At 68.5% G+C, this 25,262-nt stretch carries 21 protein-coding genes; 16 read left to right on the plus strand and 5 right to left on the minus strand.

Annotated features, from left to right (window positions below; translation table 11 throughout):
- Positions 1-29: 29 nt before the first annotated feature.
- A complete protein-coding gene (locus BAMB_RS07675; RefSeq protein ID WP_011656805.1) occupies positions 30-752 on the plus strand; it encodes an amino acid ABC transporter permease in 723 nt (240 codons plus the stop codon).
- 2 nt (positions 753-754) lie between these two features.
- A complete protein-coding gene (locus BAMB_RS07680; RefSeq protein WP_011656806.1) occupies positions 755-1,480 on the plus strand; it encodes an amino acid ABC transporter permease in 726 nt (241 codons plus the stop codon).
- Between the two features lie 64 nt (positions 1,481-1,544).
- Here BAMB_RS07680 and BAMB_RS07685 read toward each other — a convergent pair whose 3' ends face one another.
- The gene (locus tag BAMB_RS07685; protein WP_166488182.1) at positions 1,545-2,810 is read right to left on the minus strand and encodes a M23 family metallopeptidase; all 1,266 of its coding nucleotides are present in this window, start codon (positions 2,808-2,810) and stop codon (positions 1,545-1,547) included.
- 341 nt (positions 2,811-3,151) lie between these two features.
- The gene (locus tag BAMB_RS07690; RefSeq protein WP_006753787.1) at positions 3,152-3,799 is read right to left on the minus strand and encodes a TetR family transcriptional regulator; all 648 of its coding nucleotides are present in this window, start codon (positions 3,797-3,799) and stop codon (positions 3,152-3,154) included.
- Positions 3,800-3,950: 151 nt separating this feature from the next.
- Here BAMB_RS07690 and BAMB_RS07695 point away from each other — a divergent pair, with 151 nt between their 5' ends.
- The 7 genes from BAMB_RS07695 (at position 3,951) to BAMB_RS07725 (ending at position 15,455) form a co-directional block, all read left to right on the plus strand.
- Positions 3,951-5,138 carry a MexX/AxyX family multidrug efflux RND transporter periplasmic adaptor subunit gene (locus tag BAMB_RS07695; RefSeq protein ID WP_011656808.1) on the plus strand — a complete coding sequence of 396 codons (1,188 nt, stop codon included), beginning with the start codon at positions 3,951-3,953 and terminating at the stop codon, positions 5,136-5,138.
- A gap of 18 nt (positions 5,139-5,156) precedes the next feature.
- The gene (locus tag BAMB_RS07700; protein WP_011656809.1) at positions 5,157-8,294 is read left to right on the plus strand and encodes a multidrug efflux RND transporter permease subunit; all 3,138 of its coding nucleotides are present in this window, start codon (positions 5,157-5,159) and stop codon (positions 8,292-8,294) included.
- Positions 8,294-9,751 carry an efflux transporter outer membrane subunit gene (locus BAMB_RS07705; protein WP_011656810.1) on the plus strand — a complete coding sequence of 486 codons (1,458 nt, stop codon included), beginning with the start codon at positions 8,294-8,296 and terminating at the stop codon, positions 9,749-9,751. Before BAMB_RS07700 ends, BAMB_RS07705 begins: the two co-directional genes overlap by 1 nt.
- An 835-nt stretch (positions 9,752-10,586) precedes the next feature.
- Complete coding sequence (locus BAMB_RS07710; protein ID WP_011656811.1) at positions 10,587-11,099, plus strand: fimbrial protein; 513 nt, start codon at positions 10,587-10,589, stop codon at positions 11,097-11,099.
- Positions 11,100-11,187: 88 nt separating this feature from the next.
- Complete coding sequence (locus BAMB_RS07715; protein ID WP_011656812.1) at positions 11,188-13,674, plus strand: fimbria/pilus outer membrane usher protein; 2,487 nt, start codon at positions 11,188-11,190, stop codon at positions 13,672-13,674.
- Between the two features lie 15 nt (positions 13,675-13,689).
- Positions 13,690-14,436, plus strand: a complete 747-nt coding sequence (locus BAMB_RS07720; protein ID WP_011656813.1) for a fimbrial biogenesis chaperone — start codon at positions 13,690-13,692, stop codon at positions 14,434-14,436.
- Entirely contained in the window at positions 14,433-15,455 is a 1,023-nt protein-coding gene (locus tag BAMB_RS07725; protein WP_011656814.1) for a fimbrial protein, read from the plus strand. Before BAMB_RS07720 ends, BAMB_RS07725 begins: the two co-directional genes overlap by 4 nt.
- 76 nt (positions 15,456-15,531) lie before the next feature.
- Here BAMB_RS07725 and BAMB_RS35225 read toward each other — a convergent pair whose 3' ends face one another.
- Positions 15,532-15,669, minus strand: a complete 138-nt coding sequence (locus BAMB_RS35225; protein ID WP_166488178.1) for an HHHH-motif protein — start codon at positions 15,667-15,669, stop codon at positions 15,532-15,534.
- A gap of 50 nt (positions 15,670-15,719) precedes the next feature.
- Entirely contained in the window at positions 15,720-15,971 is a 252-nt protein-coding gene (locus tag BAMB_RS07730) for a hypothetical protein (RefSeq protein ID WP_011656816.1), read from the minus strand.
- Between the two features lie 405 nt (positions 15,972-16,376).
- Between BAMB_RS07730 and BAMB_RS07735 the strand changes: the two genes are divergently transcribed.
- The 7 genes from BAMB_RS07735 (at position 16,377) to BAMB_RS07765 (ending at position 23,211) form a co-directional block, all read left to right on the plus strand.
- Positions 16,377-17,045 (plus strand): RNA polymerase factor sigma-70, encoded by a 669-nt coding sequence (locus BAMB_RS07735; protein WP_011656817.1) that lies wholly within the window; start codon positions 16,377-16,379, stop codon positions 17,043-17,045.
- A 95-nt stretch (positions 17,046-17,140) separates the two neighbouring features.
- Positions 17,141-17,383, plus strand: a complete 243-nt coding sequence (locus BAMB_RS07740; protein WP_011656818.1) for an MbtH family protein — start codon at positions 17,141-17,143, stop codon at positions 17,381-17,383.
- Positions 17,384-17,429: 46 nt separating this feature from the next.
- Positions 17,430-18,449: a TauD/TfdA family dioxygenase gene (locus BAMB_RS07745; protein ID WP_011656819.1), complete on the plus strand. Its 1,020-nt coding sequence runs from the start codon at positions 17,430-17,432 to the stop codon at positions 18,447-18,449.
- Positions 18,439-19,290 (plus strand): ABC transporter ATP-binding protein, encoded by an 852-nt coding sequence (locus tag BAMB_RS07750; RefSeq protein WP_011656820.1) that lies wholly within the window; start codon positions 18,439-18,441, stop codon positions 19,288-19,290. Before BAMB_RS07745 ends, BAMB_RS07750 begins: the two co-directional genes overlap by 11 nt.
- Complete coding sequence (gene fhuB, locus BAMB_RS07755; protein WP_011656821.1) at positions 19,287-21,380, plus strand: Fe(3+)-hydroxamate ABC transporter permease FhuB; 2,094 nt, start codon at positions 19,287-19,289, stop codon at positions 21,378-21,380. The genes BAMB_RS07750 and fhuB overlap by 4 nt, the downstream gene beginning before the upstream one ends.
- Entirely contained in the window at positions 21,377-22,177 is an 801-nt protein-coding gene (gene fhuF / locus BAMB_RS07760) for a siderophore-iron reductase FhuF (protein ID WP_011656822.1), read from the plus strand. The genes fhuB and fhuF overlap by 4 nt, the downstream gene beginning before the upstream one ends.
- Positions 22,174-23,211: an ABC transporter substrate-binding protein gene (locus tag BAMB_RS07765; protein WP_011656823.1), complete on the plus strand. Its 1,038-nt coding sequence runs from the start codon at positions 22,174-22,176 to the stop codon at positions 23,209-23,211. Before fhuF ends, BAMB_RS07765 begins: the two co-directional genes overlap by 4 nt.
- A 222-nt stretch (positions 23,212-23,433) precedes the next feature.
- On the opposite strand, the gene BAMB_RS07770 is transcribed toward BAMB_RS07765, so the two are convergent.
- Positions 23,434-25,179, minus strand: coding sequence for a cyclic peptide export ABC transporter (locus BAMB_RS07770; protein ID WP_011656824.1), 1,746 nt, complete (start codon positions 25,177-25,179; stop codon positions 23,434-23,436).
- Positions 25,180-25,262 lie beyond the last annotated feature (83 nt).

Here is a 25,262-nt window from a genome sequence, read left to right on the forward strand (position 1 = left end):
CGCATTTTTCAGCGACCGCACACACCAGCATGCTCGGCTTGGCTCCCAAATATCTGTCCTGGCTCTGGCAGGGCTTCCTGCTCACGCTCGGCCTCGCGGCCGCGTCGGCGCTCGCCGCGACCGTCGGCGGGCTGCTGCTCGCCGTCATGCGGCATGCACGCGGCACAGCAGTGCGCACGGTGGCGGCCGGCTACGTCGTCGCATTCCGCAACACGCCGCTGCTCGTGCAATTGCTGTTCTGGTACTTCGGCGTCGCGTCGTTGCTGCCCGATACGTGGATCACGTGGCTGAACGCGCGTCATGAACTGAGCGCGGGCCCGCTCACGCTCGCGTGGCCGTCGTTCGAGTTCGTCGCCGGCTGGGTCGGCTTGAGCGCCTACACGGCCGCGTTCGTCGCCGAGGAATGCGAAGCCGGGCTGCGCGGCGTGCGCGGTGCGCAACACGACGCGGCCGCGGCGCTCGGCCTCACGCCGATGCAGTCGCTGCGCTACGTGGTGCTGCCGCAGGCCGTGCGCATCGCGCTGCCGTCGCTGTTCGGCCAATACATGAATCTCGTGAAGAACTCGTCGCTCGCGATGGCGATCGGTGTCGCCGAGCTGTCGTATGCGTCGCGGCAGGTCGAGACGGAGACGTTCAAGACCTTTGCCGCGTTCGGTGTCGCGACCGTGCTGTACGTCGCCGCGGTGGCCGCGATCGAGGCCGGCGCCTACGCGGCCACGCAATGGCGCGACCGGCTCGCGGCGGGGCGTTGACGATGGACGTCTCACTGCTGCTCGACAACCTGCCGTACCTGCTCGTCGGTGCGTTCCCGGACGGTCCGCTCGGCGGCGCCGCGCTGTCGCTCGTGCTGGCGATCGCGTCGGCCGTCGCGTCGGCGGGGCTGGGGGTGGCGCTCGGCGTCGCGATGGCGCTCGCGCGCGGCCCGCTGCGCGTGCTGCTGCTCGCGTTCATCGGCTTCTTTCGCGCGATTCCGGTGCTGATGCTGATCTTCTGGACGTATTTCCTGCTGCCGATGCTGCTGCACGTGGACGTGCCGGGGCTCGCGACGGTCGTGTGTGCGCTGGCGCTGATCGGTGGCGCGTATCTCGCGCATGCGGTGCATGCGGGCATCGTCGCGGCCGGCGACGGGCAGTGGCAGGCCGGGCTGTCGCTCGGGCTCACGCGCTGGCAGACGGTGCGTTACGTGCTGCTGCCGCAGGCGATCCGGATCATGACGCCGTCGTTCGTCAACCAGTGGGTTGCGCTCGTGAAGGACACGTCGCTCGCGTATATCGTCGGCGTGCCGGAACTGTCGTTCGTCGCGACGCAGGTGAACAACCGGCTGATGGTGTATCCGGCGCCGATCTTCCTGTTCGTCGCGGCGCTTTACCTGGTGCTGTGCACGTCGCTCGACGGCGCGGCGCGCTGGCTGCTGTCACGTCGGCCGCGTGCGGCGCGCATCGCGCAGGCCGCGGCCGAACGTACGGAACCCGTGCGGTGACGGCGGGCCGTGTCGCTGCTGCGGCGAGCGGCGACGGGTATGACGGTGCTTCGCTGCGTCGGCGTCAGGACGCGCTGTAGTGCGTGTTGAAGACCGCGCGCAGCGTCGACGAGTCGGTCGCGAAGTCGCCCCACAGCGGGCCGTCGTTTTGCGCGAACGCGAACGGCGACGTCTTGATCGACGCGAGGCGGAAGCGCCATTGCGCCGCTTCCTGGCGGAACGCGGTGCGCTGCATGTCGGACAGCCCCGTCTGCGCGTTCGCGAGCGCGACGAGCGGATCGACCGGATCGTTCGCGACGCGCACCTCGAAGTGCAGATGCGGGCCGGTGGCCGCGCCGGTCATGCCGACCGAGCCGATGCGCTGGCCTTGCTTCACGGTTTCGCCGGTCTTCAGCCCGCGCGCATACGCGGACAAATGAGCGTAGTAGGTCGAATAGCCGTCCGCGTGATCGACGATCACGTAGCGGCCGTAGCCGTCCGGATCGGTACCGACGAACGACACGACGCCATCGGCCGCCGCGTTGACAGGCGTGCCGGACGGCGCGGCGAGATCGACGCCCGTGTGGAACGCCATCGCCTGCGACAGCGGGTGCACGCGTTCGCCGAAGAACGAGCTGATGCGCGTCCATTTGACGGGCATCATGAACGCGGCCGCCTCGAGCGGTGCGCCGTCGAGCGTGTAGTACGCGCCGTGGTCGGCGCCCGGTGCGCGGAACCAGATCGCACCGAACGTGCGGCCCGCGACGCGCAGCTCGAGCGCGGTGAGGTGCGGCGTGCCGTTGTTCGTGTCGTACGCGATGCGGTAGTAGTCGCCGCGCTGCGCGCTGGCGCGCATCGCGACCTTGCCGGTGACGAGATCGCCGAGCTGGATGCGCACCTCGGGCGGCACGTCGAGACGGTTCAGCGTATCGGACAGCGTGAGCTCGATGTCGCCGGCGCGCATCCCGTGCTGCGTTTCGGGCGCCGCGAACTGGAACAGGCTCGCATAGCCGAGCATGTCGTTGCGGTGCGCGCTGAGCGGCGCGAACAGGCCCGGTTGCGCGCTGCGGTCGCTATGTTCGTCGAGTTCGTTGCGCTCGCCGAGCGTGCGCGCGAGCTCGCTCGTCACGAAATGCTGCGCGGTGGGAAACGGCGTGTCGGACAGCACGCGCTGCGGCAGCGCAGCCGTGCCCGAATCGACGGCGCCCGGCAACTGCGAGACGGCGGGCAGCGCGGCGGCGAGACCGAAGGCGGCGAGGGCGCCGAGCACGGCGGCCGGCACGAGCGCACGCACGAGGCGCTGCGCGCGCCCGGGCGCGAAAGCATCAGGAATTGCGGCAGGCTTGACCAAAGGTGTCCACATCCAGGAAAACGGTTCAAAGAGGTGTGGGCAGGAGCCATCGGCGGCCCATCCGGCGGGTGACGACGGTGGCGGGCGATGGGCGTGCAACAAAACAGGCCCCGCCAGGGGCCTGTGTCGTTTCCGTTCGACCCAACTTGCGGGATGCCCGCTTCGAACGGCGGCGTGAACTTTCCGGGTCGAACCCGGATTATCACGAAGACGCTAAAGAAAGATGACAGCGTCAGTCTACCGATGTTCCGCGAAATGTTAAAAATTTTAAAGAGGGTCAGCGTATTCGTTTCGCACTGCGGTAAATCGGGTTAAATCAGCATTTATTGCGCGGCTTCTCGTCAGGCAGGCAATTTTTGCGCGCGCACGCGCAGTGCGCTGGAGGTCCTGACGGCGTCGAAACCGGCGTCCAGCATCGCTTCCGCGTCGTTCCACAGATTGCCGCGCAGGCGGTTGGTCCAGATCATCGACGCGAACACGCCTTCGAGCAGCGACACGAGATGGACGGCCGCCAAGTGCACGTCGAGATCGGCGGCGATTTCGCCGGCCGCGATCGCGCGGCGCAGCAGCGCCTTCGTGATGCGCAGCATCTGCAGCTCGAGCAGCATGCGGCGCCGCTGGAGCGCGCCGTTCTCCTCGCTCTGCTCGCACTTCGTATAGAGGATCACCAGCACGCGCTGCATCGAGCCCGGCTCCCCGCATTGCTGCAGGTAGTGCGACGCCGCGCGGCGCAGCGTCGCGAACGCGGGCAGGCTGTCGACCGCGTCGAAGCCTTCCGAGGTCCGTGCGAACGCGCGGTCGCACAGCGCGAGACACACTTCCATCTTGTTGCGGTAGTGGCCGTAGACGGCGCCCCGCGACATCCCGGCGGCCTCGGCGAGGTCCGCCATCGCGGTTTGCGCGACGCCTTTTTCGAGCAGGACCAGCTCGGCGGCGTCGAGGATCCGGTGCTTGATGGCGAGCGATTCTTCCCGGGTCTTGCGGGCCATGGCGTGAATTTCCTTACAGTTCGCTGTCGTTTTATTGAGACAGTGGGGCGGTTGCAGGGCAACCGGATGTATTTAATCAGTCGTGACTGATTATAATCGACCACCCTGAGCCGCCGCATTGTATCGGCGGCGAACGATTCCGAGGTCACACATGAATAACAAACGCTCCCTCGCGCGCCGCCTCCGGCTGGCGCCGGTCGCGCTCGCGGCCATGCTGGCCGTGGCCGGATGCGGAAAGGGCGACAAGGACAAGGCGCCGGAGGCCATTCAGAACGCGACGGTCGTGACGGTGCGTCCGACGGCCGTGCCGATGACCGTCGAATTGCCGGGCCGGCTCGACGCGTATCGGCAAGCGCAAGTGCGCGCACGGGTCGCGGGCATCGTCACCGCGCGCACTTACGAGGAAGGCCAGGAAGTGAAGCAGGGCGCGGTGCTGTTCCGCATCGATCCCGCGCCGCTGAAGGCCGCGCGCGATGCCGCGCAGGGTGCGCTCGCGAAGGCGCAGGCCGCCGCGCTCGCGGCGAGCGACAAGCGCCGCCGTTACGACGACCTGGTGCGCGACCACGCGGTCAGCGAGCGCGATCACACCGAGGCCGTCGCCGACGACACGCGGGCGAAGGCCGACGTCGCGTCCGCGAAGGCCGAACTCGCACGCGCGCAGCTGCAGCTCGACTATGCGACCGTCACCGCGCCGATTTCGGGCCGCGCACGACGCGCGCTCGTCACCGAAGGCGCGCTCGTCGGCCAGGACCAGGCGACGCCGCTCACGACCGTCGAGCAGCTCGATCCGATCTACGTGAATTTCTCGCAGCCGGCAGCCGACGTCGACGCGTTGCGTCGCGCGGTGAAGAGCGGGCACGCGACGGGGATCGCGCAGCACGACGTCACGGTGACGCTGCGGCGCGCCGACGGCACCGCGTATCCGCTGAAGGGCAAGCTGCTGTTCAGCGATCTCGCGGTCGATCCGACCACCGATACCGTCGCGATGCGCGCGCTGTTCCCCAACCCCGAACGCGAGCTGCTGCCGGGCGCGTATGTGCGGATCGCGCTCGATGCGGCCGTCGACCAGCGGGCGATCCTGGTGCCGCGCGATGCGTTGCTGCGCACGGCCGAGCGCACGTCGGTGCGCGTGGTCGGCACGAACGGCAAGGTGAAGGACGTCGAGGTCGTCGCCGACCAGATGAGCGGACGCGACTGGCGCATCACGCGCGGGTTGTCGGGCGGCGAGCGCGTGATCGTCGACAACGCCGCGCAGTTCGCGCCCGATACCGCCGTCAAGCCCGTCGAGCAGGCATCGCCGACGAAGGCCGCGCAACCGGCGGCCGCCCGTCAAACCTGACCGGTTCAATAGACCAACATGGCACGTTTCTTCATCGATCGCCCCGTCTTCGCGTGGGTGATCGCACTCTTCATCATGCTCGGCGGCGCGTTCGCGATTCGCGCGCTGCCCGTCGCGCAATACCCGGACATCGCGCCGCCCGTCGTCAGCATCTATGCGACGTATCCGGGCGCGTCCGCGCAGGTCGTCGAGGAATCGGTGACCGCGCTGATCGAGCGCGAAATGAACGGCGCGCCGGGGCTGCTGTATACGTCCGCGACGAGCAGCGCCGGGGCCGCGTCGCTGTACCTGACGTTCAAGCAGGGCGTCAACGCCGATCTCGCGGCCGTCGAAGTGCAGAACCGGCTGAAGACGGTCGAGGCGCGGCTGCCCGAACCGGTGCGGCGCGACGGCATCCAGGTCGAGAAGGCCGCGGACAACATCCAGCTCGTCGTGTCGCTGACGTCGGATGACGGCCGGATGAGCGCCGTGCAGCTCGGCGAATACGCGTCGGCGAACGTCGTGCAGGCGCTGCGCCGCGTCGACGGCGTCGGCAAGGTGCAGTTCTGGGGCGCCGAATACGCGATGCGGATCTGGCCCGACCCGGTGAAGCTGGCCGGTCACGGCCTCACCGCGTCGGACATCGCATCGGCCGTGCGCGCGCACAACGCGCGCGTGACGGTCGGCGACATCGGCCGCAGCGCGGTGCCGGACAGTGCGCCGATCGCGGCGACCGTGTTCGCCGATGCGCCGCTGAAGACGCCGGCCGATTTCGGCGCGATCGCGCTGCGCGCGCAGCCGGACGGCTCCGCGCTCCATCTGCGCGACGTCGCGCGCATCGAGTTCGGCGGCAACGACTACAACTATCCGTCGTACGTGAACGGCAAGGTCGCGACCGGCATGGGCATCAAGCTCGCGCCGGGCTCGAACGCGGTGTCCACGGAGAAGCGCGTGCGCGCGACGATGGACGAGCTGTCCGCATATTTCCCGCCGGGCGTGAAGTACCAGATCCCGTACGAGACGTCGTCGTTCGTGCGCGTGTCGATGAACAAGGTCGTCACGACGCTGATCGAGGCCGGCGTGCTGGTGTTCCTCGTGATGTTCCTGTTCATGCAGAACCTGCGCGCGACGCTGATTCCGACGCTCGTCGTGCCGGTCGCGCTCGCGGGCACGTTCGGCGTGATGTACGCGGCCGGCTTCTCGATCAACGTGCTGACGATGTTCGGGATGGTGCTCGCGATCGGCATCCTCGTCGACGATGCGATCGTCGTCGTCGAGAACGTCGAGCGGCTGATGGTCGAGGAGGGGCTCGCACCCTACGACGCGACCGTCAAGGCGATGCGGCAGATCAGCGGCGCGATCGTCGGCATCACCGTGGTGCTGACGTCGGTGTTCGTGCCGATGGCATTCTTCGGCGGCGCGGTGGGCAACATCTACCGGCAGTTCGCGCTGTCGCTCGCGGTGTCGATCGGCTTCTCGGCGTTTCTCGCGCTGTCGCTCACGCCCGCGCTGTGCGCGACGCTGCTCAAGCCGGTGTCCGGCGACCATCACGAGAAGCGCGGCTTCTTCGGCTGGTTCAACGGCTTCGTCGCGCGCTCGACGCAGCGTTATGCGACGCGCGTCGGCGCGATGCTGAAGAAGCCGCTGCGCTGGCTGGTCGTATACGGCGCGCTGACCGCGGCCGCGGCGCTGATGCTTACGCAACTGCCGAGCGCGTTCCTGCCCGACGAGGACCAGGGCAACTTCATGGTGATGGTGATCCGGCCGCAGGGCACGCCGCTCGCGGAAACGATGCAGAGCGTGCGCGAGGTCGAATCGTATATTCGCCGCGACGAGCCGGCCGCGTACACGTTCGCGCTCGGCGGCTTCAACCTGTACGGCGAAGGGCCGAACGGCGGGATGATCTTCGTCACGCTGAAGAACTGGAAGGAACGCAAGGCCGCGCGCGATCACGTGCAGGCGATCGTCGCGCGCATCAACGAGCGCTTCGCGGGCACGGCGAACACCACGGTGTTCGCGATGAACTCGCCGGCGCTGCCCGATCTCGGCTCGACGAGCGGCTTCGACTTCCGGCTGCAGAACCGCGGCGGGCTCGACTACGCCGCGTTCAGCGCCGCGCGCGAGCAACTGCTCGCGGCGGGCGGCAAGGATCCGGCGCTCACCGACGTGATGTTCGCCGGCACGCAGGACGCGCCGCAGCTGAAGCTCGACATCGATCGCGCGAAGGCGTCGGCGCTCGGCGTGTCGATGGACGAGATCAACACGACGCTCGCGGTGATGTTCGGCTCCGACTATATCGGCGACTTCATGCACGGCACGCAGGTGCGTCGCGTGATCGTGCAGGCCGACGGGCTGCACCGGCTCGATCCGGCCGACGTGCAGAAGCTGCGCGTACGCAACGCGGGCGGCGAGATGGTGCCGCTCGCGGCGTTCGCGACGCTGCACTGGACGCTCGGGCCGCCGCAGCTCACGCGCTACAACGGCTTTCCGTCGTTCACGATCAACGGCTCGGCCGCGCCCGGCCACAGCAGCGGCGAAGCGATGGCCGCGATCGAACGGCTCGCCGCGAAGCTGCCGGCCGGCATCGGCCACGCGTGGTCGGGGCAGTCGTTCGAGGAGCGGCTGTCGGGCGCGCAGGCGCCGATGCTGTTCGCGCTGTCGGTGCTCGTCGTGTTCCTCGCGCTCGCGGCGCTGTACGAGAGCTGGTCGATCCCGTTCGCGGTGATGCTGGTCGTCCCGCTCGGCGTGATCGGCGCGGTGCTCGGCGTCACGCTGCGCGCGATGCCGAACGACATCTATTTCAAGGTGGGGCTGATCGCGACGATCGGGTTGTCCGCGAAGAACGCGATCCTGATCGTCGAGGTCGCGAAGGATCTGGTCGCGCAGCGCATGTCGCTCGTCGACGCCGCGCTCGAGGCCGCGCGCCTGCGGCTGCGGCCGATCGTGATGACGTCGCTCGCGTTCGGCGTCGGCGTGCTGCCGCTCGCATTCGCGTCGGGCGCCGCGTCCGGCGCGCAGATGGCGATCGGCACCGGCGTGCTCGGCGGCATGATCACGGCGACGGTGCTCGCGGTGTTCCTCGTCCCGCTGTTTTTCGTGATCGTCGGCCGCCTGTTCGACGTCGGCCCGCGCCGGCGCGGCGGCGCGCAGCCGGCGGCGATGGAGGGTTCGCAGTGATGTTTGCATTGAATGCATGGGCCGCACCGAGGCTTCAGCTCGCGCTGGCCACGGCGCTCGCGCTCGCGGGCTGCTCGCTCGCGCCGCGTTACGAGCGGCCGGCGGCGCCGGTGCCGGCCAGCTATGCGACGGTCGATGGCGACACGCAGCAGGGCGTCGGCCCGGCTTCGACGGCCGACGCCGCGCTGCTCGACGACTGGCGCGCGTATTTCACCGATCCGGCGCTGCAGGCATGGATCGATGCCGCGCTCGCGAACAATCGCGACCTGCGGATCGCGGCCGGCCGGCTCGACGAAGCGCGCGCGCTGTACGGCGTGCAGCGCGCGGATCTGATGCCGTCGGTCGACGCGAATCTCGGCTACGAACGCACGCGCCAGTACGATCCGGTCGTGCGCGAGAGCGCGGTGAGCGGGCTGTATCGCGCGGGTGTAGGCGTCAGCGCGTACGAGCTCGACCTGTTCGGCCGCGTGCGCAACCTGTCCGATGCGGCGCTCGCCGAGTATTTCGCGACGGCCGACGCGCAGCGCACGGTGCGCATCGGCGTGATTGCCGAAGTCGCGGGGGCGTACGTGTCGGAGCGATCGTTGCACGAACAACTGGTGCTGGCCCAGCGCACGCTCGACGCGCGCGAGCGCATCGCCGCGCTCACGCAGCGCCGCTACGCGGCCGGCACGAGCGACGCGATCGAACTGCGTTCGGCCGAGATGCTGGTCGCGTCCGCGCGCGCATCGCAGGCCGCGCTGCAGCGCGAGCATGCGCAATCGGTGCGCGCGCTGCAATTGCTCGCCGGCGATTTCGCGCGCGGCGTGCCTGCCGACGGCACCGCGCTCGACACGCTCGCGATTGCGCCGGTGGCGCCCGGCGCGCCGAGCGCGCTGCTCGAGCGGCGGCCGGACATCCGGCAGGCCGAGTCGCGGCTCAAGGCCGCGAACGCGCAGATCGGCGCCGCGCGCGCGGCATTCTTCCCGCGCGTCGCGCTGACCACCGACTACGGCTCGGTCAGCGATGCGTTCTCGACCCTGTTCGCGGCCGGCACGAGCGTGTGGACGTTCGCGCCGCGCATCACGCTGCCGATTTTCGCGGGCGGTCGCAATCGCGCGAATCTCGACGTCGCGAGTGCGCGCAAGCACATCGCGGTGGCCGAGTACGAGAAGACCGTGCAGACCGCGTTCCGCGAAGTGGCCGACGCATTCGCCGCGCGCGACTGGATCGATCGCCAGCTCGCTGCGCAGCAGGACGTCTACGCGGCCGACGGCGCGCGGCTGAAACTCGCGGAGCGCCGCTATGCGGGCGGCGTCGCGACGTATCTCGAACTGCTCGACGCGCAGCGCAGCACGTACGAATCCGGGCATGAGCTGATCCGGCTCAAGGCGCTGCGGCTCGCGAATGCGATTGCGCTGTATCGCGCGCTCGGCGGCGGCTGGGCGCCGGCCACCGCTGGCGAAGCCGCCGCGTGATGGCTTGACCGCGGCATCGGCCAGGTGGCGGCGGCGCATTGTGATGCGTCGCCGCCGCCGCGGTCGGTGTTGCTGCTGTCGGGTTTCCGGCCGCGATCGACAACACGTGCATGCACGCGTCGTCGACTCCGTTTTTCCTCCACGCAGTCGGGTTGAAGGGCCGCCTTCCACTCGATTCGCATCCCGGTGACCGATCGCGTCGCCGCCGGCCTCCGATCGTGCCGGACTTCCTCTTATTCCGACTCCATCCAGTGCCGCGGATGTCGTTTTGGCGCGTACGGCTTTACACGCCGCTTTAATCCAGGGTTGACGATTCGATTAATTCGCGCATTGCGAACAATAAGAGGCGACAAAGTGTCGCGGTAAAACGTTTGTGCGAATTTCGCAATCGTTTGCGCGAAAATTTCGCGGCGTTGAATATCGCTCGTTAATTTCCTGTCAGTTGAAATTCATCGAATGCTTTCGTTGCGATAGGACAACGATGGCGGAATCGGACAGAGTTTTGGCATTTCACATCGGGTATCTAGAAAGGCCTTGTCCAGCAAGGAGAGGCGGGGAGTTCTCAAGCCCGAAAAGGAAATGTCTTTAATTTTCAGTTAGTTCCGGAAAATAAAAAAGGACTGCGGACGAAAATATCGGAATTGACGGGCGGCAGGAGAGATTGGGTTTTGAAACCCATAAAACGAAGATTGTCATTGAGATTTGACAATGATTTACAAAATCCCTTCACGCTTATCTCGATAATGCCGCCTCGTGTCGGACGGAAGCCAACCACACGCTGCCTTTTGTATCCGCCACGTCGTCTGTTCCCTTTGCAATTCTCACGGAAAACGTCATGAAAAAATCCCTCCTGAGCGCGGTCGCACTCGCAGCCCTGTCCACCTCGGCCTTCGCAGCGGGCACCGGCACGATCAACTTCACGGGCGAGATCGTCGCGGGCGCATGCGGCATCGATTCGAACTCCGTCAACCAGACCGTGCAGCTCGGCAAGGTGCCGACCAACAAGTTCAAGCAAGCCGGCGACAAGTCGGACGCGGTGTCGTTCGACATCAAGCTGACCGACTGCGACACCAGCATCGCGCAGAACGCGTACTTCACGTTCACGGGCACGTCGAGCGCGGGCCAGCCGAAGCTGCTCGCAACGATCGGTTCGGCAACCAACGTCGGCATCCGCCTGCAGTCCGCATCGGGTGAATACCTCGACAACGGCGCCGAACAGAAGGCGCCGACCCTGCTGCAAAACGGCACCAACATCGCACGCTTCGCGGCGATGTACGAAGCCACGGCCGCCGGCGTGACGCCGGGTACGGCCGACGGCGTCGCGAACTTCACGGTCCGCTACCAGTAAGCGCCGTATCGGAGAAGGGGTGTGCACACCCTTTCTCCGTCCTCCTTGCCTTCACGTCTCTACTTCCTCGGATTTCCGGTAGCGCCGCGTGCGAATCAGACATTCCTTCCTTTGCGTCTCCGTGCTGGTCGTCGGCAGCCCGAGCCATGCGACGGAATTCAATTCGTCGTTCCTCGACATCGACGGCACGAGCAATGTCGACCTGTCGCAGTTCTCGCAGCCCGACTTCACGCTGCCGGGCGAGTACATGCTCGACGTGCAGGTCAACGACCTGTTCTACGGGCTGCAGGCGATCCAGTTCATCGCGCTCGACGCATCCGGCGCGGGCAAGCCGTGCCTGCCGCCGGAACTCGTCGCGCGGTTCGGGCTGAAACCGTCGCTCGCGAAGGACCTGCCGCGCTTGCAGGGCGGCCGTTGCGTCGATCTCGGCGCGATCGAGGGCGCGACCGTGCGTTACCTGAAGAGCGACGGACGGCTGAAGATCACGGTTCCGCAGGCCGCGCTCGAATTCACCGATTCGACCTACCTGCCGCCGTCGAGCTGGTCCGACGGGATTGCGGGCGCGATGCTCGACTATCGCGTGATCGCGAACACGAACCGCAACTTCGGTTCGGGCGGCGGACAGACGAATTCGATCCAGGCGTACGGAACGATCGGCGCGAACTGGGATGCATGGCGCTTTCGCGGCGACTACCAGGCGCAGTCGAACGTGGGCAACACGGCGTATGCGGACCGCACGTTCCGCTTCAGCCGGCTTTACGCGTTTCGCGCGCTGCCGTCGATCCAGTCGACGGTGACGTTCGGCGACGACTACCTGAGCTCGGACATTTTCGACACGTTCGCGCTGACGGGGGCGTCGATCCGCAGCGACGATCGCATGCTGCCGCCTTCGCTGCGCGGCTATGCGCCGCTGATCTCGGGCGTCGCGCGCACCAACGCGACCGTGACCGTGTCGCAGGTGGGCCGCGTGCTGTACGTGACGCGCGTGTCGCCGGGCGCGTTCGCGCTGCAGAACATCAACACGAGCGTGCAGGGCACGCTCGACGTCACGGTCGATGAGGAAGACGGCAGCGTGCAGCGCTTCCAGGTGACGACGGCCGCCGTGCCGTTCCTCGCGCGTACCGGACAGCTGCGCTACAAGGCTGCCGTCGGCAAGCCGCGGCAGTTCGGCGGCGCCGGCGTCACGCCGTTCTTCGGGTTCGGCGAAGTCGCGTATGGGTTGCCGTTCGACGTCACGCTGTACGGCGGCTTCATCGCCGCGTCGGGCTATACGTCGATCGCACTGGGCGTCGGCCGCGATTTCGGCACGTTCGGCGCGGTATCGGCCGATGTCACGCATGCGCGTGCGCACCTGTGGTGGAACGGCGCGACGCGCAACGGCAACTCGTATCGCATCAATTATTCGAAGCACTTCGACGGGCTCGACGCGGACGTGCGCTTCTTCGGTTATCGCTTCTCCGAACGCGAGTACACCAACTTCGCGCAGTTCTCGGGCGACCCGACCGCGTACGGCCTCGCGAACAGCAAGCAACGCTACTCGGCGACGATGTCGAAGCGCTTCGGCGACACGTCGACGTATTTCTCGTACGACCAGACGACCTACTGGGCCCGCGCGTCGGAGCAGCGCGTCGGCCTCACGCTCACGCGCGCATTCTCGATCGGGGCATTGCGCAACCTGAACGTCAGCGTGTCGGCGTTCCGCACGCAAAGCGCGGGCGCGAGCGGCAACCAGTTCTCGGTGACCGCGACGCTGCCGATCGGCGGCCGCCACACCGTCACGTCGAACCTGACGACGGGCAGCGGCAGCACGAGCGCGAACGCGGGCTACATCTACGACGATCCGGCCGGCCGCACGTACCAGATCAACGCGGGCGCCACCGACGGCCGCGCGTCGGCGAACGCGAGCTTCCGTCAGCGCACGTCGACTTACCAGTTGAGCGCGCAGGCGTCGACGCTCGCCAACGCGTATGCGGCCGCGTCGCTCGAAGTCGACGGCTCGCTCGTCGCGACGCAGTACGGCGTGTCCGCGCATGCGAACGGCAACGCGGGCGATACGCGGCTGCTGGTATCGACCGACGGCGTGCCCGACGTGCCGCTGTCCGGCACGCTCACGCATACCGACTCGCGCGGCTATGCGGTGCTCGACGGGATCTCGCCGTACAACGTGTTCGACGCGACCGTCAACGTCGAGAAGCTGCCGCTCGAGGTGCAGGTGTCGAACCCGATCCAGCGCATGGTGCTGACCGACGGCGCGATCGGCTTCGTGAAGTTCTCCGCCGCGCGCGGCAGCAACCTGTATCTGACGCTGACCGATGCGGCCGGCAAGCCGCTGCCGTTCGGCGCATCCGTGCAGGACGCGGCGAACGGCAAGGAGCTCGGCATCGTCGGCGAAGCCGGCGCCGCGTTCCTGACCCAGGTGCAGCCGAAATCCGCGCTGGTGGTGCGGGCAGGCGAACGCACGCTGTGCGCGGTGAACGCACTGCCGAACCAGCTTCAACTCGAAGGCACGCCGATTCCGGTGACGTGCCAGCCGCCCGGCGAGCCGCATGCAGCGGCCGCTCGGGTCGACCGATGATTTCACGGATCCCGCATGAACCCTGTTTTCTCTCTTTCCTTCCCGCGCCGCGCGGCGTGCATGCTGACCGCGGCCAGCGCGCTGCTCGCAGGCGTCGCGCACGCGGCGATCGTGCCGGACCGCACGCGCGTGATCTTCAACGAAGGCGAACCGGCCGCGATCGTCACGATCACCAACAAGAGCACGACGTATCCGTATCTCGTGCAGTCGTGGCTCGAGGACACGCGCGGCAACAAGATCACGTCGCCGCTGATGGTCGTGCCGCCGCTGCAGCGCGTCGAGGCGAACGAGCGCAACGTGCTGCGCATCGCGAAGCTGCCCGGGGCCGCGCTGCCGGCCGATCGCGAATCGGTGTTCTATCTGAACATCCGCGAAGTGCCGCCGAAGACCGATACGCCGAATACGCTGCAGATCGCGCTGCATACGCAGATGAAGCTGTTCTATCGGCCGAAGGGCGTGCAGCCGGCGCGCGACGAGGACTGGACGCTGCCGATGACGCTGCGCGTCGACGCGGCCGCGCACCGGCTCGTGTTCGACAATCCGACGCCGTACCACGTGACGGTGGTCGACGTGACGGCGGGCGCGCAGAAGACGCCGGTGCCGATCGAGCCCGTGATGGTGGACCCGATGAGCACGGCCGACGTGCCGTTCAAGGCCGCGACGCCGTCGACGCTGTTCATCACGCATATCGACGATTACGGCGGCCAGGTGGCCGTCGAATATACGTGTGACGCGGGTGCTTGCAAGAGCGTGAAGCGATGAGCGGCGCAGCGCGTGAACGGCACATGCCGGCGGCATGGTTGCGCTGGATCGTGCTCGCGTTGTTCGTTGTGGCGGCGCAGCCCGCGTGGGCGTTGCGGTGCCTGACCAACAGCGGCGCGACCTCGCTGACCGAGCCGATCGGCGGCGTGGCGTCGTATCCGACCGACGCGCCGGACGGGTACGTGATCTGGGTCTCGCCGGTGCGGACGACGACGGGGTATTGCTACAAGGATCTCGGTGACGCGGGCAGCCTGAAAGTCGTCGACAACATCTATTTCTACGCGAACCCGAATCGCACGGACCCGGCCGCGTGGGGGCTCGAGATCGGCATCCGCTACCGGGGCATCGACTATTTCGACAAGACGAGCAATCGCGGCGGCGGCGTGTTTACCGGCTATTCGGTGCCGCCGTGCAGCCGGTACGATTTCGACCGCGGGCGGTGCCAGCAGACCCGAATCAGCATCGACTATCAGGTCGTCGTGCGCAAGAAGGGCAACTGGGTCCAGCCACCGAGCGATATCTACACGGTGTTCCAGTTCGACGGCGAGTTCGGGCTGAATGCGTACAGCCCGAGCTTCCAGTACCGGCTGAGCGGCCTGCGCAACCTCAAGCCGACGCCGTGTTTCGTCGATGTGCTCGTCACGCCCGAACCGGGCGTCGTCAACTTCGGGCAGGTGCAGGCGGCCGGTAACGGCTTCATGCCGGCGGTGCCGCGCAAGCGGTTCTCGCTGTCGTTGACCAAGAAATGCAACGTCGCGGTGCGGGTCGACGGGTATTTCGAAACGAGCTTTCCGGTGCAGAACGGCTTGCTGGTGCCGGCGAAGGACAGCAATTTCGGTATCGGCATCGAGGACAGCCAGGGCAAGGCCATTCCGTTCAATCAGCAGTTCACGCTGGCGCAGTTCGCGTCCAACGTGATGAATCAAAGCGTGTTGATGGATGCGGTGCTGAAATCGTTCGGCCCGCCGAAGATCGGGCGATTCGATGCGACCGCAACGATCCGGTTGTTCATCTACTGACGTGACGTGCGATATGCACGCGATGAAAAAAGCGCCGGCATGCCGGCGCTTTTTGCTCAATCGCGCGGCGCGATGCTCAACGCACCCAGCGGCACACCTTGTGATGGTGATGCTCGAAGTGGCACACGCGGTACGGATGCGCTTCGGCGATGGCCGGCACGAGCACGGTGGCGGCAACGGCCGCGGCGGTCAGGGTTTTCAGTAGTGTCTTCATGTCGAGGTCCTGTCGTTCGGTATCGGGGCACGGGAGGGGAAGGGAAGGCATTACCACCGCGGGCGCTCGTCGTCACGGCGTTCGTCACGGCGCTCGTCGCGACGGTCGTCCCGGCGATCGTCATAACCACGCGGATGCCGCGCTTCCCAGTCGTGGCGCTCCCAGTAGCGTTGTCCGTCCCAGTAGCGATCGCCATGCCAGCCGATCGTCACTTCAGCCGGGCCAGGGTAGGCGACGCAACCGGTCAGCATCACGCTCGACAGCGCGCCAACCATGACAGCGGATAACACGATGGATTTCATGTCGTTCTCCCTTGGAAACAGCAATTCGATCGTACGAGCCCCCAAAATTTCGCGTGGTAATAAGTTGCTACGGCAAATAACGGCCGTAGGCTTTTAGTCAAACTGATGAAAGCTTGCGCCATCGCCATCCAAGCGGCGTGCGTCGCGCGATCGCGCCGTGCGCGCGGCACGGTGGCGTGCACGGCATGGATGCGGGGCCGTTTCCGGCATCGGGCATCTTCCTTTCATCGAGAAAGCTAGCTGAATGCAGCGGCATCCGTGGCTCCCGGTCCGTCCGCCAAAACGCCGATCCCATCGATTGATCAGACAAATCCGGATAACCGAAAGGGGTATTCGGTAATCGGATTGAGAATGATTTGCGTTTACGTTAAATTGCCTTATCTCGGAATTCGACGGAGCAGATCGATGGCAATGGCGGAAGTGCTCGAACGCCCGGCAGCGGCAATGGCGAACCCGTTCCTCGGCAGTTATCCGGACCTGCCGTCGCGCCCCGCGCCGCGTGCGCGTCGTGCCAAGGAACCGCGTGCGCAGGGCGCGCTGCTCGACGTGCTGATTGCCCATCGCGCGATGCTCGTCAACGTAGCGCGCGGCTTCGTCGGCTGCGCGAGCCGCGCCGAGGACGTCGTCCACGACGTGTTCGTGAAGCTCGTCGAATTCCCGAACCAGGACGCGGTGCGCCAGCCGGTCGCGTACGTGACGCGGATGGTGCGCAACGCATCGATCGACGCGTGCCGCCGGCAAAGCCTCGAGAACGTCTATCACACGGAAGAGGACGACGGCTTCGACGTGCCGTCGCCGGAACCGACGCCCGAGGCCGCGCTGATGACGCGCGACACGCTGCGCCGCGTATGGGCCGCGCTCGACGATCTGCCGGCGCGCAGCCGCGCGGCGTTCGAGATGGTGCGGCTGCGCGAGGAGACGCTGCAGACCGCGGCGCGCGCATTGAACGTGTCGCAGACGCTGGTGCATTTCATGGTGCGCGACGCGGAGCGGCACTGCGCGGAGTGTCTCGACGCGTGCCATCGCGGCGTCGCGTGTCCGGTGTTTCTCGGCGGTCGCGCACGGCGCCGGTAAAAAATCGCGCCGGCCAATCGTCTTCAAGACAGGAGCGGCCGATTCGACAGTTCGCCGCTTCGCTTCCTTCAACCGTCTCCCGCTTTTTTCCGATCATGACGCAAGCCACGACGCCTTCCGCCGACACCGACGACCTGGTCTACACGGTCGTCATCAACGACGAAGAACAGTATTCGATCTGGCCGACGTTCCGGCCCGTGCCGGCCGGCTGGCGCGAGGCCGGCGTGCGCGGCCCGAAGGCCGACTGCCTCGCGCACATCGAGACGGTCTGGACCGACATGCGCCCCGCGAGCCTGCGCCGCGCGATGGACGGCGAGCGCGCGACGCGCGCGTCGTGACCCGTTGCGCCGCGCTTGGCGGCGCGCCACCTGAAGAGGACGTTGCATGACCCTGCTTTCGTTGCCGACGCTCGACGACCTGCGTATCGAGCCGGGGCTGCCCACCGTCGTGTCGCCGCGCGGCGCCGACGGCATGTCGATCGACGAAGTCGCGCCGCTGGCGCGCGCCATCGCGGCCGACACGCTCGAACGGGCGGGCGGTGTGCTGTTCACGGGCTTTCACGTGCCGTCGATCGATGCGTTCCAGCAGTTCGCGGCATCGTTCGGCGATCCGCTGATTGGCTATGAATACGCGTCGACGCCGCGCAGCCAGGTCGAAGGCGCCGTCTATACGTCGACCGAATACCCGCCGCACCGCGCGATTCCGCTGCACAACGAGCAGTCGTACACGCGCGAGTGGCCGCTGCGGATCTGGTTCCATTGCGCGCTCGCGGCGCCGAAGGGCGGGGCGACGCCGATCGCGGACAGCCGCGCCGTCTATCGCGCGCTCGATCCGGCGCTCGTCGCGCGCTTCGAGCAGCGCGAGCTGCTGTACGTGCGCAATTTCGGCCAGGGGCTCGACCTGCCGTGGCAGCAGTCGTTCGGCACCGACGAGCCGGCCGAGGTCGAGCGGATGTGCGCGGCGCGCGGGATCGAATGCACGTGGCGCACCGACGACGACGGCGAACTGCTGCTGCGCACGCGCGAACGCTGCCAGGCCGTCGCGCGCCATCCACGCACCGGCGACCGCGTGTGGTTCAACCAGGCGAACCTGTTTCACCTGTCCGCGCTCGACGACGACATGCAGGAAGCGCTCGTCGATGCGGTCGGGGTCGAGAACGTGCCGCGCAACGTGTACTACGGCGACGGCGCGCCGCTCGAGGCCGACGCGCTCGCGGAGATCCGCGGGGTGCTCGAGCGCCAGCGCATCGTGTTCCCGTGGCGCACGGGCGACGTGCTGATGCTCGACAACATGCTGACCGCGCATGCGCGCGACCCGTTCGAAGGGCCGCGCAAGGTGGTCGTGGCGATGGCGCAGAGCTACACGGTCCCGCGCGCGACCGAACGGAGGACCGATGACGCGTAGTACCGCCGCGCTTGCCGCGCGCGGATTGACGGTGGGTTATCGCGACCATGTCGTGATCGACGGGCTGGACCTGTCGATCGCGGCCGGCCGCGTGACGGCGCTGTGCGGCCCGAACGGCTGCGGCAAGAGCACGCTGCTGCGTACGCTCGCGGGCCTGCAGCCCGCGCGTGCGGGCCACGTCGACGTGAACGGCAAGCCGCTCGCGTCGTTTCGCCGTCGCGCGCTTGCGCGCGAGCTCACGATGCTCGCGCAGTTCAACCAGATTCCTTCGGGGCTGACCGTGCGCGAGCTCGTCGCGTACGGCCGCTACGCGTATGGCGGCTTCCTGCGCGGGCTGTCGCGTGCCGACCATGCGGCGATCGACGAGGCGCTCGACACGAGCGGCCTCGCAGGCGACGCCGAGCGTGACGTCGGCGCGCTGTCGGGCGGCGAGCGCCAGCGTGCGTGGATCGCGATGGCGCTCGCGCAGCAGGCGCCGATCGTGCTGCTCGACGAGCCGACGACCTATCTCGACATCCATCACCAGCTCGACATCCTCGACGCGCTGCGCGCGCTGAACCGCGCGCGCGGGCTGACCATCGTATGGGTCCTGCACGACCTGAACCAGGCGGCCGCGTACAGCGACGAGATCGTGCTGATGCGGGCCGGCCGCCTCGTCGCGCAGGGTTCGCCCGACGCGATGCTGGAGCCGGCGCAGCTGCGCGCCGCGTTTGGCGTCGACATGCTGAAGCTCGCGCATCCGCAGACGGGCGCGCCGATGTGCGTGCCGGCCTACGGGCCGCCGGCATCCGGCACGCCGCACGCGTTCGAGCACGCGGTCGACCGGGATATCGCCGTATGACGACGGTCGCGGGGCGCCAGCGGCTCGCGGCGAGCGGGCAGCGCACGGTATCCGGCCGCCGCGCCGGTGCGATCGCGCTCGGCCTCGTCGTGCTGATCGCCGTGCTGGCGGTGCTGCGCGTCGCGCCGGACCTGCGCGTGTGGTGGAGCGCCGTGCCGGGCAGCGACGCCGCCGCGCTCGCGGGCGTGTTCCTGTTCGATCTCAACCTGCCGCGCGTCGCGGCCGCGCTCGTCGCGGGCGGCTGTCTCGGCATCGCGGGCGCGCTGTTCCAGTCGCTCACGCGCAATCCGCTCGCGTCGCCCGATCTGCTCGGCGTGACGGGCGGCGCGCAGCTCGGCCTGCTCGCGGCGATGCTGGTGCCGGCGCTCGCTGGTGTCGCATCGGTGCCGCTGCTGTTCGTCTGCGGGCTGATCGCGGCCGCGTGCGCGATCGTCGCGGCCGGCGGCTGGCGCGCGACGCCGTTGCGGCTCGTGCTCGCGGGCAGCGTGTGCATGCTGCTGTTCGCGGCGCTGTCGACGCTCGTGCTCGCGTTCTTCGAGCAGAACATCGCGGGCGCCGCGCTGTGGACCAACGGCAGTCTCTATCAACCGGGCGCGACCGGGCTCGCGCTCGCCGCGCGCTGGCTCGTCGTGCCGCTGCTTGCGCTGCCGTTCGTGATCCGGCCGCTGAATCCGCTCGCGCTCGGCGACGAGGCGGCGGCCACGGCCGGCGTGCGTGTCGATGCGACGCGACTCGCCGCGACGATCGTCGCGGTCGCGTTCACGAGCGTCGCGGTCAGCATCGCGGGCCCGCTGTCGTATGTCGGGCTCGTCGCGCCGAACCTGCTGCGCCAGGTGCGCGGGGCCCGCGCGGCGCGGCTCGGCGTGCTGGTGCCGCTGTCGGCGCTCGCGGGCGGTGCGCTCGTGCTGGTGACCGACAGCGCGGTGCTCGGGTCGGGCCTCGACGCGACGCTGTCGACGGGTGTCGCGATCGCACTCGTCGGCACGCCGCTGATGCTCGCGATGATCCGGCGCGGCGCCGCGTGGTCGGGCGTGCTGCATGCGCAAGCCGAACGCGCGGCCGGCAGCGGCTCGACGCGCGTGGTCGGCTGGCTCGAAGGGCTCGGCTGGCCGTTGCGCACCGTGCTGTTCGTCGCGGCCGGCGTGCTCGCGGTGTTCGTCGGCGTATCGGCCGGCCCCGAATGGTTGTCGCCCGCGCGCTGGTTGGCCGCGCTGTCGGGCCACGATGCGCTCGCGCGGATGCTGATCGACCTGCGCATGCCGCGGCTGCTGTGCGCGCTCCTCGCGGGCGCGCTGCTGGCCGTGAGCGGCGTCGCGATGCAGAGCGTCGTGCGCAACCCGCTCGCCGGCCCCGAAGTGCTCGGCGTCACGCAGGGCGCGGGGCTCGTCACGCTGTTCGCATTGTCGACGTGGCCGCTGATGGGCCACGTGACGCTTGCCGCGGCCGCGTTGACCGGCGGTGCGCTGTCGCTCGCGATCACGCTCGCGCTGAATCATCGGCATCGTTACGCACCGCTCGCGGTCGCGCTGACCGGCATCGCGATCGGCGCGCTATGGACCACGCTCGCGCAATGGCTGATCACGCAGGAAAGCGTGCAGCCCGCGCGCTTCGTCGTCTGGCTCGTCGGCGGCACGTACGGCCGCAGCTGGGGCGAGGTGACGATGCTGCTGCCGTGGTGCGTGCTCGCGGTCCCCGTATTCGCGTGGCTCGCGCGGCCGCTCGACATGCTCGCGCTCGGCGACGACCAGGCCGCCGCGCTCGGGCTGCCGGTCGCCGCGTTGCGGCCGCTCGCGCTGACGATCGCGACGCTCGCGGCCTGCGCGGCCGTCGCGGCCGTCGGGCCGGTCGGCTTCATCGGGCTGATGGCGCCGCACGTCGCGTCGATGCTCGGCGCACGCCGGCATCGCACACGGCTGTGGCTCGCGGCCGCGTGCGGCGCGCTGATCCTCGGCCTCGCCGATCTGGCGGCACGCACGGTCGTCGCGCCGCGCGAAGTGCCGGCCGGCGTGCTGACCGCGCTGATCGGCGCGCCGTATCTGCTCGGGCTGCTGATCGTCGAGGGGCGCCGCGCCCGGCGCACGGGGCGATGACGCCCGCGCTCGACGGTGCATGCGCCACGCGCTTTTCCGCGTTCGCGCCGGAACCGTTCGCCGAGCATCTCGATGTCGTATGGCTCGGGATGCCCGACGACACGCACGCGCCGGGCCGGATCGTCGTGCCCGTGAGCGCGCTGCCCGAGCATCGCGACGCGGTGCTCGACGCGATGGTGCGCCATTACGGCGGCGATCCGGCGCAGCATGCGCGCGCGCTGATGTCGCAATGGAGCAAGTACTACTTCGGCCGCGCGGCGCCCGCCGGCGTGGTGGCCGCGCTGACACTCGGCCGGCCGCTCGACATGGCGCCGGAACGCACGTTCGTCGCGCTCGACGACGGGATGCCGGCCGCGCTGTATTTCGCGCCGGACGCGCTCGGCGCGCCGTGCAGCGAGCCCGCGTCGCGCTATGCGGGGCTCGTCGCGCATCTCGGCGCGGTGATCGACCTGCTCGCGGCAATGGGCCGCGTCACGCCGCGCGTGCTGTGGAGCAACGCGGGCAACCTGCTCGACTATCTGCTCGACACGTACCGGTCGCTGCCGTGCGCGGCCGATCCCGTTCGCGATGCGGACTGGCTGTTCGGCGCGTCCTGCGTGCGCGGCGAGCCGAATCCGCTGCGCCTGCCGGTACGCGATGCAGTACCGCGCTCGGCACTGCTGCCGACGCCATTTCGCGCGCGCCGCGTGTGCTGCCTGCGCTATGAAATTCCTGGAGAAACGCAACTGTGTGGAAGCTGCCCCCTGCTATTGACGATGGACGATGCGGCGCTGGCCGGGCAGGACGCGATCCGGTGACGCGGGCCGGCCGCCGCCATGCGTTGGGCGCACTGGCCGCGCTCGGCGCCGCGTGCTGCGGCGCGCTGGTTGCACCGGCCGTCGTATTCGCTGACGACGCGCACTGCGGGCCGGGCAGCACGGCGTCGCCAGCGGGCCGCTCGCTCGCCGGCAACCCCGTCGTATCGCAGGCGAGCGCGACGATGCCCGTGCGGCCGCAACGCGTGGTCGCGCTCGACTTCATGTTCGCGGAAAGCGTGATCGCGCTCGACCTCGTGCCGGTCGGCATGGCCGATACGGCGTTCTATCCGGGCTGGCTCGGCTACGGGAGCGACCGGCTCGCGCACGTGACCGACATCGGCTCGCGCCAGGAGCCGGGGCTCGAGGCGATCGCCGCGGTGAAGCCCGATCTCATCATCGGCGTCGGCTTCCGGCATGCGCCGATCTTCGCCGCGCTCGACCGGATCGCGCCGACGATCCTGTTCCAGTTCAGCCCGAACGTATCCGAAGACGGCGTGCCCGTCACGCAGCTCGACTGGATGCGGGAGATCTTCCGCACGATCGGTGCCGTCACCGGGCGCGACGCGCGCGCGAAAGCGGTGGAAGCGCAACTCGACGCGGGAATCGCCCGCAATGCGGCGCGGCTCAAGGCGGCGGGGCGCAGTGGTGAGCGCATCGCATTGCTGCAGGATCTCGGTCTGCCCGACCGCTACTGGGCCTATACGGGCAACAGCACGTCGGCGGGGCTGGCGCGCGCGCTCGGGCTCGAGCCGTGGCCGAAGAAGCCGACGCGGGAAGGCACGCTCTACGTGACGTCCGCCGATTTGCTTCGGCAGCGCGATCTCGCCGTGCTGTTCGTCACCGCAACGGGGACGGACGTGCCGCTGTCGTCGAAACTCGATTCGCCGGTGTGGCGTTTCGTGCCCGCGCTGCGCGACCATCGGATCGCGCTCATCGAGCGCAATATCTGGGGCTTCGGCGGGCCGATGTCGGCGCTCAAGCTGGCCGACGTGATGACCGATACGATGCTGAAGCTGCCGGCCGTCGTGCGTTGAACGGCAGCAACGCGTCGTGAGCGGGCGGGGTGGGGTGGTCGGGAACTGCGTTGCCATCCGCATGTTGCCCGAACGGGCTGCAACATCTCCGTGGCGTCACGCGCACGCACGCAGCACCACATGTTCTTCCGGCTGTTCCGAATCTTCGCGATCCTTCCAACCCGACACCGCCGCCCGCGCGCCGCAATCGCTGCGCGCAGGCGGCCGGTGTTCACGACCTGCTTACGCGCTCAGCGCATCGACTCCCGCTTGTGCACGTGAACGCGCGGGCGCCGTGTCGCTCACGATCTGACCGTTATCGAGCTTCAGCAGCCGATCGGCGAGATCGAAATAGCGGTCGTCGTGCGTGATCACGATCACGGCCTTGCCGCGTGCGCGCAGCTCGGGCAACAGCTGCTCGTAGAACACGGCCTTGAACGACGGATCCTGGTCGGCCGCCCATTCGTCGAACAGGTAGAACGGGCGGTCTTCCAGATACGCGACAACGAGCGCGAGCCGCTTGCGCTGCCCGGTCGACAGCGCACGGTTCGAGAACGCGCCATCGACGACCTTCACCTTGTGATCGAGCGCGAGCTTCGCGACCAGCGCGTTCGCGCGCGCATCGGCCTGCGTGCGCGCCGGATCGTCCGGATCGACGATGCCGAGCAGCGCATCGAACAGGTGGAAGTCGTTGAACACCGCGCTGAAGCGCTGCCGGTACGCGGCGCGCTCGCGCCAGCCGATCGTGCGGCCCTCGACCTCGATCGTGCCTTCCTCCGGCTCGTAGAGCCCGGTCAGCACCTTGGCGAGCGTCGTCTTGCCGCTGCCGTTGCCGCCGACGATGAACACGAGCTCGCCCGGCCGGATCGTCAGATCGATCGGCCCGATGCGGAACATCCGCTCGTCGCGCTCGTGGAAGTACGCATGCGTGACGCCGCGCAGCGTGACGGCGCCGGCCGGCGGCACGTCGGGCGCGTCGCTCGCGGGCGGCACCGTGCGCAGCGCGCCGAACTCGGCCATCACGCCTTCGATGCGCCCGAGCGACACGCGTGCCGCGTTGACGGTCGGCAGGTTGTTCAGCAGCCCGTCGAGCGGCACCAGCATGAACAGGAACACGACGACGTAGCCGGCCGCCGTACCGGCATCGGCATGCACGCCCAGCTGCGGCCAGAACGCGGCCGCGCCGAGGAACACGTAGAACAGGAAGATGATCCAGCCGACGCCGACCGCATACGCGCTGAACGCGCGGCGGCGGTGGTCGCGCACCTCGCCGATCGCGGCGCCGAGCTGGCCGTCGACGAACTGGCGTGCGCGCGCGTCGTGCAGCTTCAGCTCCTTCGCGCCGGAGAACAGCGAGCCGAGATAGCCGAACAGGCGGTCCTGCGCCTGGCCGGCCGCTTCGAGCGATGCGATCGCGCGGCGATCGCCGGTGTGATAGCCGAGCGAGCCCGCGATGATCGCGGTCAGCGCGAGCACGCACACGGGCCACGACAGCCACGCGAGATAGCCGAGGCAGCCGAACACGATCGAGCCGTGCATCACCAGGTTCGGCAGCGCGAAGAACAGCATCGACACGTTGGTCGCGTCGTCGGTCAGCACCGACTGCACGGGCGCCGCGCCGATCCGCTCGATGTCGCGCAGCTCGGCCGCGCCGACGCGCCGCGCGAGATGCACGCGCAGCCGCGCCATCGTGTCCTGCGACAGCCGGGCGAACAGCGTGCCCGACACGATCCGCGTGACGAGCGCGATCACCGCGCACAGCGCGAAGCGCCACGCAAGCGACGCATCGGCCGCGCCGGGCTGCGCGAGCGCGCCGTTCAGCGTCGCGACGAGCAGCACGCTCGCGACGCCGTTGAGCACGCAGGCGACGAGCGCCAGCGCGAGCGACGCGCGGCTTTCGCGCAGCAGCGCGAGGATCAGGCGGGCCGCGGGGCGGCCGGGGGAGGCGTCGAGGGACGGCGGGGAAGAAGGCTCGTGGGCAGCTGTCATCGGCAACGTCGGTAAATGAAGGGCAAGCAAACCATGCGGAAACGGCAAGACTGACGTGAAAGCAGCGCGCGGGCCGGGCCCGG

This window comes from Burkholderia ambifaria AMMD, from assembly GCF_000203915.1.
Lineage (GTDB): Bacteria > Pseudomonadota > Gammaproteobacteria > Burkholderiales > Burkholderiaceae > Burkholderia > Burkholderia ambifaria.

Bases quoted from the DNA above. Each gene is read 5' to 3' on its own strand.
- BAMB_RS07675 (WP_011656805.1), top strand. From the start codon at position 30: ATGCTCGGCTTGGCTCCCAAATATCTGTCCTGGCTCTGGCAGGGCTTC.
- BAMB_RS07680 (WP_011656806.1), top strand. From the start codon at position 755: ATGGACGTCTCACTGCTGCTCGACAACCTGCCGTACCTGCTCGTCGGT.
- BAMB_RS07690 (WP_006753787.1), bottom strand. From the start codon at position 3,799: ATGGCCCGCAAGACCCGGGAAGAATCGCTCGCCATCAAGCACCGGATC.
- BAMB_RS07695 (WP_011656808.1), top strand. From the start codon at position 3,951: ATGAATAACAAACGCTCCCTCGCGCGCCGCCTCCGGCTGGCGCCGGTC.
- BAMB_RS07700 (WP_011656809.1), top strand. From the start codon at position 5,157: ATGGCACGTTTCTTCATCGATCGCCCCGTCTTCGCGTGGGTGATCGCA.
- BAMB_RS07705 (WP_011656810.1), top strand. From the start codon at position 8,294: ATGTTTGCATTGAATGCATGGGCCGCACCGAGGCTTCAGCTCGCGCTG.
- BAMB_RS07710 (WP_011656811.1), top strand. From the start codon at position 10,587: ATGAAAAAATCCCTCCTGAGCGCGGTCGCACTCGCAGCCCTGTCCACC.
- BAMB_RS07720 (WP_011656813.1), top strand. From the start codon at position 13,690: ATGAACCCTGTTTTCTCTCTTTCCTTCCCGCGCCGCGCGGCGTGCATG.
- BAMB_RS07725 (WP_011656814.1), top strand. From the start codon at position 14,433: ATGAGCGGCGCAGCGCGTGAACGGCACATGCCGGCGGCATGGTTGCGC.
- BAMB_RS35225 (WP_166488178.1), bottom strand. From the start codon at position 15,669: ATGAAGACACTACTGAAAACCCTGACCGCCGCGGCCGTTGCCGCCACC.
- BAMB_RS07730 (WP_011656816.1), bottom strand. From the start codon at position 15,971: ATGAAATCCATCGTGTTATCCGCTGTCATGGTTGGCGCGCTGTCGAGC.
- BAMB_RS07735 (WP_011656817.1), top strand. From the start codon at position 16,377: ATGGCAATGGCGGAAGTGCTCGAACGCCCGGCAGCGGCAATGGCGAAC.
- BAMB_RS07740 (WP_011656818.1), top strand. From the start codon at position 17,141: ATGACGCAAGCCACGACGCCTTCCGCCGACACCGACGACCTGGTCTAC.
- BAMB_RS07745 (WP_011656819.1), top strand. From the start codon at position 17,430: ATGACCCTGCTTTCGTTGCCGACGCTCGACGACCTGCGTATCGAGCCG.
- BAMB_RS07750 (WP_011656820.1), top strand. From the start codon at position 18,439: ATGACGCGTAGTACCGCCGCGCTTGCCGCGCGCGGATTGACGGTGGGT.
- fhuB (WP_011656821.1), top strand. From the start codon at position 19,287: ATGACGACGGTCGCGGGGCGCCAGCGGCTCGCGGCGAGCGGGCAGCGC.
- fhuF (WP_011656822.1), top strand. From the start codon at position 21,377: ATGACGCCCGCGCTCGACGGTGCATGCGCCACGCGCTTTTCCGCGTTC.
- BAMB_RS07770 (WP_011656824.1), bottom strand. From the start codon at position 25,179: ATGACAGCTGCCCACGAGCCTTCTTCCCCGCCGTCCCTCGACGCCTCC.